Here is a 16,791-nt window from a genome sequence, read left to right on the forward strand (position 1 = left end):
CTGAAAAGATCAGGACGGAAATTATCAATATAAATTATGTACGACATCTGCACCATCGGGCATATTACTTTGGATAAAGTAGTGACGTCCCAATCCGTGAAATTTATGCCGGGTGGCACTTCATTTTACTTTTCCAAAGCGTTAGAACAGTTTGATCTGAACTACACGCTGGTAACAGCGCTCGGCAGCGAAGATTCTTATATTGTGGACGGACTAAGAAATTCAGGTATAGAAGTTCGTGCTCTTTTAAGTGAATTTACTGTTCATTTTGAAAATATTTACAGCCACAATCAGGATCATCGTGAGCAAAATGTGCTGCACACGGCCGCTTCTTTTGATGTACCCCAGATGCCTGAATTAGATGCCGCGATTTTTCATTTGGGACCTTTGCTTTCAGATGATATTTCCGTTGCCCTGGTAAAACATCTTGCTTCGAAAGGAGAAGTTTCACTCGATATTCAGGGATATTTGAGGTTTGTAAAAGACAAAAAGGTTTATTACCGCGACTGGGCCGATAAACTGGAAGCGCTTCCCTACATTACTTATCTGAAAGCAAATGAATTTGAAATGCAGGCGATTACCGGAACTTCCGATGTGCAGGAAGGTGCCAGGTATCTTGCAGAAATGGGAGTACGGGAAGTGATCATTACGTTGGGAAGTAAAGGATCGGTTATTTATACTGATGGGGTTTTCCATGAAGTACCCGCTTACAAACCTGCTGCTATCGTTGATGCCACCGGGTGCGGTGATACATACATGGCGGGTTATCTGCTGCAAAAAGTGAGAGGAGCTTCCATACAGCAGGCAGGTGAGTTCGGAGCAGCGATGGCTACTTTGAAAATTGCGTCTTCGGGCCCGTTTTCGGGAAGTCCGGAAGATGTTGAAGCCGTTATAAAAGAGGGTATTTACGCAGAATCGATAAGTGAGTTAGAGAAATAAGTGAGTTTGAGTCATGAAATACATCATCAGCATTCTAATAATATCATTGCCGCTTCTGTTTTCTTTCAGAAGTTTTGAAAAAAATGAATCCTTCACGACAGGAAATCTGGCTGATCCTGACTCGTTTCCGGTTCCTTCCAATATTCCGGGACTACTGTTTTACATACAGCGCGACCCGAATTCGAATACCATTGTCTATGAACTGAATACGGACAAGGCCGGGAGAATTAGCGATAAAGAACCAGTTCACACTTTCTGGATACGTTATCCGGAGGGTGGCATGCGGAAAGACCTAAATTATCTGCAGCGCAAATTTGCGTATGGAATCAATACTAAACCGATAGGTAATGGTAATTACGAGCTCAGATCGGTGGCATATTCAAAATTACCACTCTATTTGCGCCGAGATGTTAAAAATCAGTATCATGTTTATGCTGATATCGGTAATAGGAAATGTATTCTAAACCGGGTTTTTATACGAATTGACGGGGGCTCGTTCTGGTCCCCAAATGTGCTCTACATTGAATTAAAAGGTATTGAAATTACAACGGGAAAAATAATAACGCAACGGATAAAACCTTCATAACAAATTACTAGACAACGGAAAATGTCTTGAAGAGGTAAAATAGTGCGGATTAGGATACCCCTAATTCATAATAGAAAAGGAGCAGTCTGATCTTTCCGATCGGTACTGCTCCTTTTTTGATGCATTGAGTGCATCAATTTGAGCTTTTATTAGTATTGTCATTATTTGGGAACTTGTCTGATACTGTGCTGTATATCAGTAATTTCTATAGATCAAATAAAATTGGCCGGTTTTTAATGAAGTATGTTCTAATGCTTGCAGCCAAAATTCTAAGGTTTTTTTAATATATTTCCGCATTATATACACAAAGAAAAGTTTATGGCTGATTTATACACATCCGGGTTGCCTGCCTTTATGTGTTAATTGGTTATCAATCAGGTACAGGATATAAAAAGAAATCTAACAGGCTCAACCATTATGATTACAGAGAATTCGGGAAGTGAGAACAAAGATTCGGTCTTTAAAGAAGAAATTACCAAAGCCTCGGATTTTAAGTTCGGCACCACAGTGGTAAAGGTTTTTGATGATATGGTAAGCCGGTCGGTTCCTTATTACAATGAGACCCAGCGTATGCTTGCTGAAATTGCAGCAGATCATGTGAAGGAGGGGAGCTGCGTTTATGATCTGGGCTGTTCGACGGGTACTACGCTGATTGAAATCGACAAACTTATCCCGTCCGATATAAAATTTGTTGGTATTGACGAATCTCCGGAAATGCTTACAAAGTGTGATTTGAAATTAAAAGAAGCTGGTTTTGTTCGACCGTATGAACTCATCACAGGTGATTTACATGAGACGTTGCCAATTAAAAATGCATCCGTGGTAATTCTCTGTTTAACAATGCAGTTTGTAAGGCCTTTGTACCGGGAACGACTTCTTCGAAATATTTATGCAGGCCTCAATCCGGGAGGTGTTCTGTTACTGGTAGAAAAAGTTTTGGCTGAAAGCACTGTATTCAACCGTGATTTTATCAAATACTACTACAATTATAAGCGTCGTAACCATTACAGCGAAATGGAAATTTCTCAGAAAAGAGAAGCGCTCGAAAACGTTTTGATTCCCTACAAACTCTCAGAAAATCTGCTTCTTTTGAAAGAGGCCGGTTTTGGCGACTGCGAAACGTTTTTCAAATGGTACAATTTTTCAGGAATGATAGCTTATAAAAAATCATGATCTCTATTGGTAATTTCTTTTTCAAATACAGAAACAACTTATTTATTTTTCTGTATTTGCTTCTTTTCGTACCCTCGCCACAGCTTTTTTCTACTGAGACTTTTGGTGAAAAATATTACTTCTTTCCAATAATTCTTGGTCTGATAGTCACTTTTTTAGGTGAGATTATCCGTGGCATTACAATTGGCCTGGCCTACATCATTCGTGGCGGCCGTGACAAAAAAGTTTACGCTGAAAAACTGGTTACCGAAGGAATCTTTAATCATTGCCGTAATCCGCTGTATGTTGGTAACATTTTGATGTTGCTCGGGGTGGGAATTCTTTCTAATTCACTTTTTTACGTAGGTATTGTGATGCCGGCGTTTCTCTTTATTTATCAGGCAATTGTTCTGGCAGAAGAAAATTTTCTTCGAAATAAATTCGGAGCACAGTTTGATCAGTATTGCAGCCGTGTCAACAGATGGCTGATCAGTTTGAGCGGGATTGGTACAACTATGAGTGGAATGCACTTTAATTACAAGCGCTGGATTTTAAAAGAATACAATACGTTGCTCGTATGGTTAATCGGTATTACAGCGATTTTACTTTTTAAATACCCTGAACTGACACCTGATAGCAATACAAGAATTACTATTTTTGCGGTCATAGTTATTCTTCTCGGCATTATTTACGGCTACGTCCGTTACCTGAAAAAGTCAGGAAAGATGAGTGATAGTATTGCTTAAACCAAAACGATCTAAATATGCAAAAAGCTCTTCTAATTTTATGTGTATTTATATCTGTTCAAACATTGGCCCAGCCGGCAGTTCGTCACGACCTGCACAGTGAGAAACTGGCAACGGTTTGGGACGAAGCGGTTCCCTTGGGGAATGGAATGGTTGGAGCATTGGTTTGGCAAAATGGCGACCATCTTCGGTTTTCACTAGACCGGGCCGATGTCTGGGATATGCGTCCTATGGCAGGCTTACATCGTGACGAATTTAGTTTTAAGTGGGTAGAAGGACAGGTCCTTCAAAAGGATTACAAACCTGTCCAGAAATATTTTGATGAGCCTTATGATCAGGAGCCTGCTCCGTCGAAAATTCCGGCGGGCGCGCTTGAATTTAATATTCCGGCTTCTCTTAAAACCAAATCAGTTCATTTATCTCTTGACCGTGCCTTTTGCGAGGTAAGGTGGGAAGATGGAATGTCGCTCAAAACATTCGTACACGCAACTGAACCTGTGGGTTGGTTTCGTTTTGAAAATGTGAAATCGTCGTTTACACCGGAACTGATCGCACCAAAGTATCAGGGAGCAGTTATTAATGAAGGTGAGGTGAATTCCGTATTAGGAAATGATCTGGCCAGATTAGGATACAAGCAGGGAGAAATAAAAAAATCGCAGAATAAAATTACATACCTTCAGGAAGGCTGGGGTGGGTTTACATATGAAATTACTGTGAGCTGGAAGAAAACCGGCGCCTCAACAATTGAAGGTGCCTGGTCCGTTTCTTCTCAGTATCCCGGTAAAAAGCCAAACCCTGCCTCTGGACTTATCGTTTCAGCTGCTCAAAAACGCGGATATGAAAAGGATTTAGTCTCCCATATTTCCTGGTGGAACAAGTTTTGGGGTCAGTCGGCGATACGCGTGCCTGATCCGCTGATAGAAAAACAGTGGTATCTGGAACAATATAAATTTGGTTCGGCCGCCCGGCGAGGCGCACCTCCCATTTCTTTACAGGCAGTATGGACTGCGGACAACGGACGTATTCCGCCATGGAAAGGAGATTTTCATCACGACCTGAATACACAGTTGAGCTATTGGCCAAGTTACAGCGGTAACCATCTGGAAGAAGGGTTGGGTTATCTGGATCATCTGGATGAAAATCTGGTAAACTACAAACGATATACAAAGTTATATTTCGGAAAAGATGGTGTAGCTGTTCCGGGAGTTACCACGTTGGATGGAACTGAAATGGGCGGATGGATACAATATTCACTTTCACCCACCGTATCTTCCTGGCTTGCTCAGCATTATTACCTTCAATGGCGGTATAGCATGGACCGCGAGTTTTTAAAAACAAGGGCTTATCCCTGGTTTAAAGAGGTGTGTACTTTTCTTGAGAAAATTACCATCAAAGATGAAAAGGGATTGAGAAAGCTGCCGATTAGCGCAAGTCCCGAGATAAAAGATAATAGTCTGGAAGCCTGGTTTTTACAAGATACCAATTACGATCTTGCGCTGATGAAATTTGCCTTAGGAGCGGGGAGTGAACTGGCTCTTGAACTTGGGCTGACAGCTGAATCAGAGCATTGGAAGAATGTGCTTTCTGAATTCGGGGATTATGCGATCACTGAAAATGATGAACTTATGTTTGCACCGACTTTGCCTTACGAAGAGTCCCACCGACATTTTTCTCATCTCATGGCGATTCATCCATTAGGCCTGATTAAATGGGAGGATGGAAAAAAGGCGCAGTCAATAATAACCAATACCATCAAACTACTGGAAAAGGTCGGTCCGGATTATTGGTGTGGATATTCTTATTCCTGGCTTGCCAATATCAAAGCACGTGCGAAGGATGGCTCAGGAGCGGCAAAAGAGCTGAATACGTTTGCCACAGCATTTTGTCTGCCGAACAGTTTTCATGCAAACGGAGATCAGAGTAAATCGGGCTTGTCCAAATTTACTTACCGGCCTTTCACTTTGGAAGGAAACTTCGCCTTTGCTGCCGGTTTGCAGGAAATGCTTTTGCAGAGTTATGCTGGTTTTATTGAAGTGATGCCCGCTGTTCCTGATGAATGGAAGGACCTTTCATTTGATAAATTACGGGCTGAGGGAGCATTTCTGGTTAGTGCGAAAAAAGTAAATGGACTTGTAAGTGAGGTGACAATTGCATCGGAAAAAGATGGAGTAGTAATGATTAAAACGCCGTTTAAAAAATGGAAAACTCTGTCGGCTAAAGCGATAACAGCTAATACCCAGGATGAAGAATTTATTCAGCTGAAATGTAAAGCAGGAGGGATAATCGTATTAAGCAATGATTTAACAGACAAATAATTCTGAAAGTTAAACTTCGGACAAGGCAAAACAGTCAAATTTTTGACTGTTTTTTTGTTTTAAGACAGAAACTTTTGGGCATAATTTTAGATAGAGCTGATGTGGCAGAAAGGTAGGTCAGTCAAAATTATATCGGATATGGCAATATTTGAAATTTATAAAAGTGATAGAAGTACAGCCTGGTATTATCGCCTAAAAGCAACGGGAAGTCAGGAAAATATCCTTGAGTCCGAGGGTTATGCAACACGGAATGCAGCCATGGAGGGAATTGAATCTGCAAAACGTAATGCTCGATTTGACCAGAATTTTGAGGTTAAGGAAACTTTATTTACTTCGGGCGGGCAATGGAGAAACTGTTGGGATCAGCAAAAGGTATGTTTATGAAGCAGAGCGGGATAATGCCCTCAAACTGGTTAAACGGGAGGCTCCCGATGCCACAACCGTGGGATAGAACAAATTTGGACAAAGTGCAGTTTGCAAAAAGATTGTTTTGCCAGACACCATTCCCTAAAAACTTTAGACCATTCAATCAATTTTATGTTATTAATATTGTATTTAATATAAATTATCGGATATTCGTAAATGAGAATGTGACCTTAGGCATAATTTTTTGTATATGGTTAACGGTTTACCGGTATTCAGGGTTAATTCAGGTAGCGGGCTCGTCATTAATAATTAGCGGTCTTAAATTTTAATACAATGATTCACGAAAAAATATTCAACCTTGCAGTTGACAGAGAAGCAAAAGTTATTTTAAAGGGCGGTATACCAAATATCAGCGGACAAATTACAATCGATTTTGAATTCCTGATCAAGGAAAAAAATGACAGGTACTTTCGCTCTCCAATAGGTGAAAATCACCCACAGTACTGGAAATTAAAAAGATTATCACCAGAGAGATCACAGCTCTTGCAGTTAGAATATAGCGGTCTTTCTAAAAAGCAGTTAAATGCAGCCATTAAAGAATTTAAGCAGCTTGCAGGGCTTGGATATGTATTCAATGATTCAATTCGTATTGAAGAACGTATGAAGGGCTTGAAAGGAATTAGAAGTAACGTAACCGGCCGCAGCAGAGTTTTGGCCGCCTGAGTTTTATTTGGGTTTGATCGTTCCGGTCAGTTTAGCTTTTAAGCATCAGTGGGATGTTTAGAAGCTTTTTTTATTTTATGCCGTCACAATATCGGATTACCTTTGCCGCATGGATTATTTTAAGAAGCTCCTTGATTTACTAAAAACAGAGCGCGAAGAAGACAAACAATCGTACCTTAAACTTACAGAATCAACATCCGTTTCCGATCGCAGAGCTAACGGACTTTCATGGTATCCTATTGCAATACGCGGATCGGAAATGAGTCGCGGCGATTATGTTACCGTTGAAGTCGAACGCACTACTCACCTGGATATTTCTCATCAGCTACGTTTTGGTATGCCTGCTGTTTTGTTTTCCAATCATGATCCGGGTAAAGACCGCGTTGAAGGGACGATTACGCACCAAAGCGGAAACAGATTGAAAATTACATTAAGAACAGATGAATTGCCGGATTGGTCACGTGACGGGAAATTGGGAGTTGATCTGCTTTTTGACGATAACAGCTATGACGAAATGCAGTCGGCTCTTAGATCGGCTTCGCTGCTGGCTGAAAAACCGGACGAAGGGAGGCTGGTTAATGTTTTGACAGGGTTTAAACAGCCGACATTTCAGCAGGATATTTATCCATATCAAATTCCCCGGTTAAATATTTCCCAACAGGCTGCTGTTGCAAAGATACTTGCGGCTAATGAGCTTGCCATTATACACGGGCCTCCGGGAACCGGTAAAACCACAACACTTGTGCAGGCCATTAAGGCTTTGATTAAACAGGATAAAAAGCAGATTCTGGTTGTTGCTCCAAGTAACACGGCAGTTGATTTGCTGAGTGAAAAACTGTCGGATGAAGGTCTCAATGTTTTACGGGTGGGAAATCCTGCCCGGGTTTCTGAGCGTTTGATGTCCCTGACTCTGGATAGTAAAATGGCGGAACATGGCCGGATGAAAGAGATTAAAAATCTCAAAAAACAGGCGAATGAGTTCAAAAATATGGCTCATAAATACAAGCGGAGTTTCGGGAAGGCGGAGCGGGAGCAGCGAAAAGCACTCTTCGATGAAGCGCACCGGATAATGAAGGAAGTAAGCAATTCGGAGCAATATATTATAGATGATCTGGTGGGTAAAGCCCAGGTTATTACAGCCACGCTGGTTGGTGCCAATCATTATACAGTTAGGAATTTGAAATTCCATACGGCTGTGATTGATGAAGCAGGGCAGGCACTCGAGCCGGCATGCTGGATACCAATTTTAAAAGCGCAGAAGGTAGTTCTGGCAGGTGATCATTTTCAATTGTCGCCTACAATCAAATCAAGTGAAGCTGCCAGGAACGGATTGGCGGAGACTTTGTTGGAAAAGTGCGCCAAACTGCATCCGGAAGCTGTAGTGCTGCTCGATGAGCAATATCGTATGAATGAAGCCATTATGAGCTATTCAGCACAGGTGTTTTATGAAGGTAAACTGAAAGCCAATCCGGCTGTTGCGCACCATTTGTTATTTCCGGAGGATATGCCACTTACCTTTATCGACACCGCCGGCTGTGGTTTTGATGAAAAACTGGAAGGTACAAGTTCTACTAATCCCGAAGAAGCTGTGTTTTTGTTTAAACATCTGTCAAATTTAATATCTGAATTGACAAATGGTATAATTCGTTACTCGGAAGCCAATTTTCCGACAGTAGCAATCATTTCACCCTACAAACAGCAAATTCACTTACTAAAAGAGCAGCTGTTGCATATTCCTGATTTGCTCTTGCACGGAAACAAAATCTCGGTGAACACGATAGATAGTTTTCAGGGGCAGGAAAGGGATATTGTTTACATTAGCATGACGAGAAGTAACCCTGAAGGAGAGATTGGTTTTTTATCCGACATTCGCAGGATGAATGTAGCAATGACCAGAGCACGGAAAAAATTGGTGGTGATTGGCGACAGTGCCACCCTTTCACGATTACCTTTTTATTCTGATTTTATCACTTATGCAGAGAATCTCGGTGCTTACAAAAGCGCCTGGGAATTTATTGATTCATAGTTTTATCCTTTAACTAAAAACCGCAGGTATGGAATACAGGCAATTAGGAGCATCAGGTTTAAAGGTGCCCGTTTTAAGTTTTGGAACCGGCACATTTGGTGGCGGTGGAGAGTTTTTTAAGGCATGGGGAAATACGCAGGTTGATGAGGCCTCACGTATGGTTCATCTGTGCCTGGATGCCGGACTTACTTTGTTTGACACCGCAAATGTATATTCTCAGGGACTTTCAGAAGAAATCCTGGGAAAAGCGGTGATTGGTCTTAGAGATAAAATATTGCTATCGACAAAGGCAACATTTAAGATGGGAGAGGGGCCAAATGATTACGGTTCATCAAGATTTAATCTCATCAGGTCATGTGAAGATAGTTTACGAAGACTTAATACCGATTACATTGACATTTACCACATGCATGGTTTCGATGGAAATACACCGGTGGATGAAACATTGAGTGCACTTGACGATCTGGTTAAAAGCGGGAAAGTCCGATACATTGCCTGTTCTAATTTTTCAGGATGGCATTTGATGAAGTCTTTATCAGTATCTGAAAGATATGGCTGGGCAAAATATATTGCACATCAGGCGCATTATTCTTTGTTAAGCCGCGAGTTTGAGTGGGAACTTATGCCGTTGGGATTGGATCAAAAAATTGGTACAATTGTGTGGAGCCCTTTATCTGCCGGAAGATTGGGAGGGAAATACAGGAGGAATCAAGCCATCCCTTCCGATGGACGTATTGCGCAGGGCGGGGGAGAGGGACCAGCTATTCCTGATGATCTTTTTTATGGAATTATTGATGTACTTGATGAAATAGCTGCTGAAACAGAAAAGTCAGTCGCGCAGGTTGCGCTTAACTGGGTTTTGCAAAGACCAACGGTCAGTAATGTTGTAATTGGGGCCAGAAATGAGGAACAGCTGAAACAGAACCTGGGCGCAGTTGGCTGGAATCTGACTTTACAACAAATTAAAAAATTAGATCATGCCAGTGAGAAAGCACCGATCTATCCTTACTGGCATCAAAGGAATTTTCTCCCCTTGAATCCGATTCCGGATTTTTATAATAAATTTTAGTGAATATGGGGCGGAAAATTGCATTGTTAACGTTACCGCTCCTGTTTTTTACTTGCTACGTATAACTATTACAGGTATCATTAATCAGCCTGAACTATAATAGTTCACTTCGACACAATCTTAGAGGAGGGCGGGAGAGTTACCTGTAACTGTTCCTTTCTGGGATAGCTACCCTGCGGTTTTATGGCCGTTAAATAAGAAATTACCAAGTGTTAGAAAAAGTTCTATATTATTTAATAGGGTTAATTCTATATTTAAATCCTGTTTGAATTATTTTTTAAAGTATACTTGTTCGCGGTTGAATGAATTTATTACTGGCATTTCTATGGACAATGGACAAAAGATGGCTAAATAATATGTCACTTGTAGTAGTATTAATTTGTATAAACGAAAATTAATAACTTTATTTGAATTGATATTTTTATCGACAGGTACTTTTATTCACCTTAAACCAATTCATGAAAATAGTTTACATCCCAGAATGAAGATTTAAAACGGATCAATGAAAGTTTAGACGTTCAGGTGATCCCTACCTCTGCATATATTCATAATCAAGTTTATTAAGGATGGCAAAATCAAAAATGAAGATTTTTGAAGATGTTATCGGTATGCCCGGATTGTTTCATTGAGTATTTAATCCGTCTAAATTTTTCAGTTTTTATTATTGGAAGTTAGCTACCTGTCTTTGAACAGGGATCAGTCCTGACAGCTGATGCGACCTTTTTAATTGCCCGATTACCATTTTTTTTACAACTCTATTTCACTTAAAAATTAAGGTTATGACAAACTTTATTAATCGATTAAAACACGGAACCAAATATTTGCGTGTTGCGGCAATAAGTGCAATGGCACTGAGTGCACAATCTTCTTTTGCACAAAAAACGTTTCTTACCGGACAGAAAACAGGCGATCGCTTTGATGTCGGAGGGCTGGGGCTAGTGCCTGGAGGAGCAAATGTTTCTGCTCCATTTGAAGATCATACTACCATAACTGGGTTTAAATTTTATTACGGAGCCAATATACTTAACAGCGATGCGGTTACAATACCTGCAACGTTAACGGCAACAAACGAGTTGTCAGCACTTGTGAAGATATCTGGTGCTAACGTTTACGCTCAATTTCGTAATACTTCCAACGCGAATATCTTAGCGGACAAGGTAACCTACTTTAAACTTAAGGATAAACCTGTTACTACAGGAATAGGTGTTTCAGTTGGAGGTCTTTTAGGACTAACTGAATTTAACAACATCGTTGGACAGGGTTATGTAAATGCAGGAAATTATTCAACTTCTGGTGCCGGGAACATTAATGAAGGTACGCCAGCTGGTACTGCAACAACTAAGTTGCTCATTGATAAGCTTGGGGAATATTATGTTGCAGTTAAACCAAATGCAGATTACAACTCTGTAAGGCTTAGTGTTAGTATCCCGAATGATATTGTTCAGGCTGCTTCAACCTTTCAGGTTAAAGTCTACAATGCGTTTACCGAAGCCGATGGGAGCGAATGCAGTAGTAAACCGAGGTACGCAGATGCAGGTTCAGCTTCCGGTATTACTCTTGCAACCGGTGCCTTGCGATTACTATCACTGAATGATCTGGTTAATAATCCAAAAGGTGCTATTGATGATTCTCCAACGACTTATTCGGCTTTTTCATCCGGTATAGCAAATATTGGTGTAGCCAGTACCACTTCGCAAAATTTTTTCTTTGATCGTACGGCTTCCGGTGCCTCTGAGAGCGTTAAGATAAGCTTAGGTGTTTCGGGTGCAGCTATTGACTTAGGCCTTGTAGCCGGCGAGATTTCATTTCAGGCATATAAAGGAGAAGATCCAGTTGGTGCCCCTCAAACATTAGCAAATAGTTTAAGCCTTCTTAACTTGAATTTATTGGATATAGTAACAGTTGGAACCGGAGCGGAAGCATATAAAAATGTAACTGTCCCGATCAATCCTACCGGTGACTTTGATCGAATTCAAGTAAGCCTTTCCTCTTTGGTAAGTGCTGGGGTATTAGGCGATGCCCTGCGTATTTACGATGTGAGTATTGCACCAAAAGCGCCAACGCTTTCAGCGGTTACGGAATACATCTTTACAGGTACTCAACCTTTAACTATCGCTTCTACGGCGGCTACGGGAAATAAAATTACATGGATCGGACCTCTTCCCGCAACAACTGTAGTTGGTACTGCTGCATCGGCCAGCACGTACCGTTTTCCTACAACGCTTACTGCTAATGGGGACTATGCTGCTGTGGCAACCAGAGGTAGCTGCACCGTACAGTCCACCGAGACAAAGCTAAAAGTGATTGTTCTAACGGATGCTACCGTGTTGGCCCCAGGAATATCACAAAGTCCATTCCCGTCGGGATCTTCAATTACTGCTACTACGACAGGCACGGGACACGCATTTACATACGTTGGCACAACAGTTCCTTCTTTTGTGACTGTTAACTCGGCCGGTGCTATTGTGGCGAATGGAAGTACTCCCACGGTGACCACTCCAACAAACTATCCGGTAACTGTTGAAATCCATGACAATGGCGTTAATACGGGTTTGACTCTAACGAAACAGATTATAGTTAATCCAAAATTGGGAATCCCTGGTGGGCCATTTCCAGCCACAGATAAAAATACTGCTTCCTATTCTGCTGATATTTCAACGATGGTTTCTGCGAGGGCATTTGGTGGCAAGGGATCTGGGTTTTATAGTTATTCTTTAACTCCGATTACAATTGGCGGCAGAGGTGCAGCTACACTTGCCGTTCCTGCCGACTTTACACTTACTCCTCAGGGAGTACTAAGCGGTAGTCCTTTGAACAAGGAGGGAAGTTATACATTCCCTGTTTATGTTACTGATGGACAGCAAGTTGCCAGTGCGGATTTTACATTAGAGATTCTTGCTTCACTTCCTGTTAAACTTACCAGTTTCACTGTAAAAAAAGAAGGAACAGCGGCTTCCTTGAGCTGGGCTACTACCGCGGAAACAAACAGCGAAAGCTTTGATGTAGAACGCAGCGGAAACGGTAAAGAATGGAAGAAAATTGCTAATGTATTGTCAAAAGGAGAAAGCATTGTAACAGAACGTTATTCATTGACTGATACAAGCCCATTTGACGGAGAAAATCTTTACCGACTAAAAATGATTGACCAGGATGGTACATTTGCATACAGCCGCGTTGAAACTGTCAATTTCAGTCTGGAAGGATTGAAGCTTTATCCGAACCCGGTTGTGAATTCAGAAAATCTCAACATTGGTGTTTCAGATTGGAGTAAAGTAAAATCGGTTAAAATCTTAAATTCTTTTGGTGTAAACGTATTTGAGTCGGCAGGTTCACTTGATGCCGGAGTAAAAACAAACCAGTTAGGATCGGGTTTATACGTTGTACAGGTGATTCAAAAAGATGGCAGGGTACTTACACATAAATTTGTGAAACTATAACCCTGTAAGCACGATACACATTAGAAGCCGTCCGGATTTCCGGGCGGCTTTCTTATTTTTACAGGATGCCAATGAAGATCTTTTACCAAGTTCTGGCGAATATCTCACTAAACAGTTTAACAGGTCCAAAGCCTGACTGCATTTCCCCGGCGAGAACAGCTTTTCGATAACCGACTTCTTCGAAAATCATACATAACTTGTTGAATCCCGCAGGATACGGTACCCAGGGGTTCGCTTTTGTAATTTCGTACTCGACAATAAGAAAACATCCTGACGGTTTAAGCTTTATGGCAATTATCCGTAGAAATGTAATTTTATCCTGCACATAATGCAGGGAATTCGCCATTAATATTCCTTCAAGATTGCCAGAGGGTAGATCATCTCCCATAAAATCGAGCTGATGGCTAATGATATTGACTGCATTAGGATTACTTAGACCTGCCAAGTTATACTGCTCTGGTCGACCGCATGTATTGTGGCACTAACAAGTTGGCTAATGCATAGGTGAATATACCGACGCCGCTGCCAAGATCCGTCCGCTTGCCATTGGTTTCTATCAGTTGTTCCGATTTCATCAGGTGAATGGCGTCCTGTATCTTCATTATTAATTAGTTAGATTATTACAAACAGGATTCGCAATAACTGCCGTGTTAATTTAAAGTTGTCGCATTATTTCTACATAATGACCTGGTTTACATTGCAGTTCAGCATCAAGGGTGATTTTTAGATGTCTATGATAGCGATGACATAGTGGTATGATTATTTAACCAAGTCATTCAGAGCACTATATAACAACTTAACTAATAAATCATGATACAGTCACTTCAAAATATCTTTTCGGTTTGGCCATATCTGTCACTTGTTATTTTAATTACCGCCAGTGTATGGGCTGTGTGGCTGATTACCTCTCTGAACAAAAATCCACGTCAACAGAGAACTTCCTTAAATTCAAACCGGTGGTATGGGAAAAAGGCTTCTCAAAAATTGGATCGGATTCAATTTTAATATAAGCAGAAAACAGTATTGTAACGCATAAAAAAACATCCAGGGGCAACAAGCCCCAGGATGTCCGATTTTACTCAACGTTATGAGATCTGTTTGCACAGCCCTCAAGGACAAATTTAATTAATTCTTGGAAAAAAACTCTTATGTTTTAGTAATAAAAATTTTATGAATTAATAACATTAGAAATAAGTAGGATCTTACTTTGAGGTGATCATCTTCACGAAACTTGCAAAACGCTTCCAGTTTGCTCCAAACCCATTTTATTTCTGAGTCAATTTTTTTTTAAATGTAATCCTGTCAGCATCAATACTTTCAGAATTTCGAAAAAAATTAACTAGCTGTTTTTTCCATTAGATAAATTTTAATCTTTTTAATGTAAGAATTATAAATCTGTCATTCTAATGAGTACTACAGCTTACGCGCAAGCTTCAATTTATTTGATATCTGAATATATTTACATATCTAGTTTAGTAGGAAGGCCAAATTAGTTTTAGTAGATATTCTATTTTGAATCTTCATAGCCTGTGTTTTTATCCCGGGATCACTGTAATCATTTTAAAATAAATTAGTTAGGTTTAATGTAAAATGTATTCTGTGTTTTTTCGTTAATCATATTCTATCTTAGTTTTTGCATCGAATATATTCTATATTTGTTGAGTAAAAATATTTTAATCATTGCAGATCAGGACATTCTCTTCTATTACTTAGATACTAGTCTTACCACACTATCAATGGAAAAGAAAATGAAAGCAACTGAAGATTACCGGCTGTTCGGTTCGCAGAGGCGGGGCGAAGCAGAAGTAGAGCAAAAAATTAAATCGGTTCTTGCTGAAAAGGAAACGGTTGACAACATATCAACATTCTCTCGCGCGGTATCGAAAGAATGGAATTGTTCAGAAAACAATGTTTCAAGACTTAAATTAGCATTCGCTGACCTAGAGAAAAAAATTGAAAAGTTAAAACCTGAACTTGCAAGACAGTACGCCGCAGAAAAAGAAAAAATGGCTCCCAGGGGCAAACATAGAAGTTACATTCATGATTCTAACGCCATCTGACTTTTAAGTTTTGCTTAGTATCCGTACCAGTCGCCCCACCACTGCTGTAATTTTTTTCTGATTTCTTCCTCCCGTGCATTAGGTCCCGGTTCAAAGAACTTGCTTCCCTTTATTTCATCTGGCAAAAATGCCTGTTTTGCAAAGTTACCCTCAAAATCGTGGGAGTATTTATAATCCTTTCCATAACCGATCTGTTTCATCAGTTTCGTGGGAGCGTTTCGTAAATGTAATGGTACAGGCAAATGGGCTGTGTTTTTAGCTGCTTCTATCGCGTCTGCAATGGCCAGGTAACTCGCATTGCTTTTTGGAGAAGTTGCAAGGTATATTGCAACCTGGGACAGAATAATCCTACACTCGGGATAACCGATTACATTCACTGCCTGCATACATGCATTTGCCATGATCATTGCTGTAGGGTTTGCATTTCCTATGTCTTCCGAAGCCATAATCAGCATCCTTCTGGCAATGAAAGCCGGATCTTCTCCTGCCACAATCATTCTGGCCATCCAGTAAACGGCTCCGTTTGGATCGCTGCCACGGAGAGACTTGATGAATGCAGAAATGATATCATAATGCTGTTCTCCGGACTTGTCATATCGCGCAATATTTTGTTGTGCTACATCGGTAACCCATTCATCTGTAATTTCAATTTCGTCCACCTCACCTTTACCCAAAACGACCAGTTCCAGCAAGTTGAGGAGTTTGCGGCCGTCACCGCCCGATAGTCTCAACAGCGCATCGTAAGAAGTGAAGGTGATATTTTTACCTTTTAACCACGGATCCTTATCAATGGCTCTTGTAATGAGCTGCTTCAACTCAATTTCTCCAAATGCTTCCAGAATGTAAACCTGGCACCGCGAAAGCAAAGCCGAGTTGATCTCAAAAGAAGGGTTCTCGGTGGTTGCGCCAATAAGTGTTACCTGTCCACGTTCAACGGCTCCCAAAAGTGCATCCTGCTGACTTTTATTGTATCGGTGAATTTCATCAATAAACAGGATAGGAGGAAAAAGACCCGAAGGCCTGGATAAAATTTCCCGTAAATCCTTAACACCTGAGCTGATCGCACTTAAATTATGAAACTGCCTTTTGGTAGCTTCTGCCATTAGTAAAGCGAGCGTGGTTTTTCCCACGCCGGGAGGTCCCCACAAAATCATAGAAGGAATTGTATTCTGAAGAATTGCCCGGCGCAGCGGTCCGTTTGGGCCCAGTAATTTTTCCTGTCCAACATAATCATCCAGATTTCGCGGGCGAAGACGTTCGGCAAGAGGCGTATTTACCAGAGTCATTATAAAATATTATTGTTGAGTTGAGAAATGTAATATACATGTTTAACAAAAAAAGCGTGGCATAGTTCGCCACGCTTTTGCTTAGT

At 40.8% G+C, this 16,791-nt stretch carries 15 protein-coding genes; 12 read left to right on the plus strand and 3 right to left on the minus strand.

What is annotated here, in order from left to right; translation table 11 throughout:
* Positions 1 to 36 precede the first annotated feature (36 nt).
* The 11 genes from E0F88_RS25725 to E0F88_RS25775 all read left to right on the plus strand — a co-directional run bounded on the left by E0F88_RS25725 (position 37) and on the right by E0F88_RS25775 (position 13,359).
* Entirely contained in the window at positions 37 to 939 is a 903-nt protein-coding gene (locus E0F88_RS25725) for a PfkB family carbohydrate kinase (protein WP_131961162.1), read from the plus strand.
* 13 nt (positions 940 to 952) lie between these two features.
* Positions 953 to 1,525: a DUF4833 domain-containing protein gene (locus E0F88_RS25730; RefSeq protein WP_131961163.1), complete on the plus strand. Its 573-nt coding sequence runs from the start codon at positions 953 to 955 to the stop codon at positions 1,523 to 1,525.
* Positions 1,526 to 1,942: 417 nt separating this feature from the next.
* Positions 1,943 to 2,698, plus strand: a complete 756-nt coding sequence (gene cmoA / locus E0F88_RS25735; RefSeq protein ID WP_131961164.1) for a carboxy-S-adenosyl-L-methionine synthase CmoA — start codon at positions 1,943 to 1,945, stop codon at positions 2,696 to 2,698.
* Positions 2,695 to 3,423, plus strand: coding sequence for a methyltransferase family protein (locus E0F88_RS25740; protein ID WP_131961165.1), 729 nt, complete (start codon positions 2,695 to 2,697; stop codon positions 3,421 to 3,423). Before cmoA ends, E0F88_RS25740 begins: the two co-directional genes overlap by 4 nt.
* A 17-nt stretch (positions 3,424 to 3,440) precedes the next feature.
* The gene (locus E0F88_RS25745; protein ID WP_131961166.1) at positions 3,441 to 5,738 is read left to right on the plus strand and encodes a glycosyl hydrolase family 95 catalytic domain-containing protein; all 2,298 of its coding nucleotides are present in this window, start codon (positions 3,441 to 3,443) and stop codon (positions 5,736 to 5,738) included.
* A 138-nt stretch (positions 5,739 to 5,876) separates the two neighbouring features.
* Entirely contained in the window at positions 5,877 to 6,122 is a 246-nt protein-coding gene (locus E0F88_RS25750; RefSeq protein ID WP_165940149.1) for a YegP family protein, read from the plus strand.
* Positions 6,100 to 6,189, plus strand: coding sequence for a hypothetical protein (locus tag E0F88_RS34850; RefSeq protein WP_374756325.1), 90 nt, complete (start codon positions 6,100 to 6,102; stop codon positions 6,187 to 6,189). The genes E0F88_RS25750 and E0F88_RS34850 overlap by 23 nt, the downstream gene beginning before the upstream one ends.
* A gap of 248 nt (positions 6,190 to 6,437) precedes the next feature.
* Positions 6,438 to 6,827: a hypothetical protein gene (locus E0F88_RS25760; RefSeq protein WP_131961169.1), complete on the plus strand. Its 390-nt coding sequence runs from the start codon at positions 6,438 to 6,440 to the stop codon at positions 6,825 to 6,827.
* Positions 6,828 to 6,936: 109 nt separating this feature from the next.
* On the plus strand, positions 6,937 to 8,853 hold the full coding sequence (locus E0F88_RS25765; RefSeq protein WP_131961170.1) for an AAA domain-containing protein: 1,917 nt from the start codon (positions 6,937 to 6,939) through the stop codon (positions 8,851 to 8,853).
* Between the two features lie 28 nt (positions 8,854 to 8,881).
* Positions 8,882 to 9,922: an aldo/keto reductase gene (locus E0F88_RS25770; protein ID WP_131961171.1), complete on the plus strand. Its 1,041-nt coding sequence runs from the start codon at positions 8,882 to 8,884 to the stop codon at positions 9,920 to 9,922.
* Positions 9,923 to 10,701: 779 nt separating this feature from the next.
* Positions 10,702 to 13,359 (plus strand): T9SS type A sorting domain-containing protein, encoded by a 2,658-nt coding sequence (locus E0F88_RS25775; protein WP_131961172.1) that lies wholly within the window; start codon positions 10,702 to 10,704, stop codon positions 13,357 to 13,359.
* 82 nt (positions 13,360 to 13,441) lie between these two features.
* Here the strand turns inward: E0F88_RS25775 and E0F88_RS25780 are convergent, their stop codons facing one another.
* Both E0F88_RS25780 and E0F88_RS33795 read right to left on the minus strand, forming a co-directional pair.
* On the minus strand, positions 13,442 to 13,804 hold the full coding sequence (locus tag E0F88_RS25780; RefSeq protein WP_131961173.1) for a class I SAM-dependent methyltransferase: 363 nt from the start codon (positions 13,802 to 13,804) through the stop codon (positions 13,442 to 13,444).
* Between the two features lies 1 nt (position 13,805).
* Positions 13,806 to 13,961: a hypothetical protein gene (locus E0F88_RS33795; RefSeq protein ID WP_165940150.1), complete on the minus strand. Its 156-nt coding sequence runs from the start codon at positions 13,959 to 13,961 to the stop codon at positions 13,806 to 13,808.
* 1,134 nt (positions 13,962 to 15,095) lie between these two features.
* Here E0F88_RS33795 and E0F88_RS25785 point away from each other — a divergent pair.
* Positions 15,096 to 15,419, plus strand: a complete 324-nt coding sequence (locus tag E0F88_RS25785; protein ID WP_131961174.1) for a hypothetical protein — start codon at positions 15,096 to 15,098, stop codon at positions 15,417 to 15,419.
* Between the two features lie 14 nt (positions 15,420 to 15,433).
* Here the strand turns inward: E0F88_RS25785 and E0F88_RS25790 are convergent, their stop codons facing one another.
* Complete coding sequence (locus tag E0F88_RS25790; protein WP_131961175.1) at positions 15,434 to 16,705, minus strand: replication-associated recombination protein A; 1,272 nt, start codon at positions 16,703 to 16,705, stop codon at positions 15,434 to 15,436.
* Between the last annotated feature and the right edge of the window lie 86 nt (positions 16,706 to 16,791).

The organism is Dyadobacter psychrotolerans, assembly GCF_004349265.1.
Lineage (GTDB): Bacteria > Bacteroidota > Bacteroidia > Cytophagales > Spirosomataceae > Dyadobacter > Dyadobacter psychrotolerans.

Coding starts and splice junctions, on each gene's coding strand:
- cmoA (WP_131961164.1), top strand. CDS start 1,943: ATGATTACAGAGAATTCGGGAAGTGAGAACAAAGATTCGGTCTTTAAA.
- E0F88_RS25770 (WP_131961171.1), top strand. CDS start 8,882: ATGGAATACAGGCAATTAGGAGCATCAGGTTTAAAGGTGCCCGTTTTA.
- E0F88_RS25730 (WP_131961163.1), top strand. CDS start 953: ATGAAATACATCATCAGCATTCTAATAATATCATTGCCGCTTCTGTTT.
- E0F88_RS25725 (WP_131961162.1), top strand. CDS start 37: ATGTACGACATCTGCACCATCGGGCATATTACTTTGGATAAAGTAGTG.
- E0F88_RS25760 (WP_131961169.1), top strand. CDS start 6,438: ATGATTCACGAAAAAATATTCAACCTTGCAGTTGACAGAGAAGCAAAA.
- E0F88_RS25790 (WP_131961175.1), bottom strand. CDS start 16,705: ATGACTCTGGTAAATACGCCTCTTGCCGAACGTCTTCGCCCGCGAAAT.
- E0F88_RS25745 (WP_131961166.1), top strand. CDS start 3,441: ATGCAAAAAGCTCTTCTAATTTTATGTGTATTTATATCTGTTCAAACA.
- E0F88_RS25740 (WP_131961165.1), top strand. CDS start 2,695: ATGATCTCTATTGGTAATTTCTTTTTCAAATACAGAAACAACTTATTT.
- E0F88_RS25775 (WP_131961172.1), top strand. CDS start 10,702: ATGACAAACTTTATTAATCGATTAAAACACGGAACCAAATATTTGCGT.
- E0F88_RS25765 (WP_131961170.1), top strand. CDS start 6,937: ATGGATTATTTTAAGAAGCTCCTTGATTTACTAAAAACAGAGCGCGAA.
- E0F88_RS25785 (WP_131961174.1), top strand. CDS start 15,096: ATGGAAAAGAAAATGAAAGCAACTGAAGATTACCGGCTGTTCGGTTCG.
- E0F88_RS33795 (WP_165940150.1), bottom strand. CDS start 13,961: ATGAAGATACAGGACGCCATTCACCTGATGAAATCGGAACAACTGATA.
- E0F88_RS25750 (WP_165940149.1), top strand. CDS start 5,877: ATGGCAATATTTGAAATTTATAAAAGTGATAGAAGTACAGCCTGGTAT.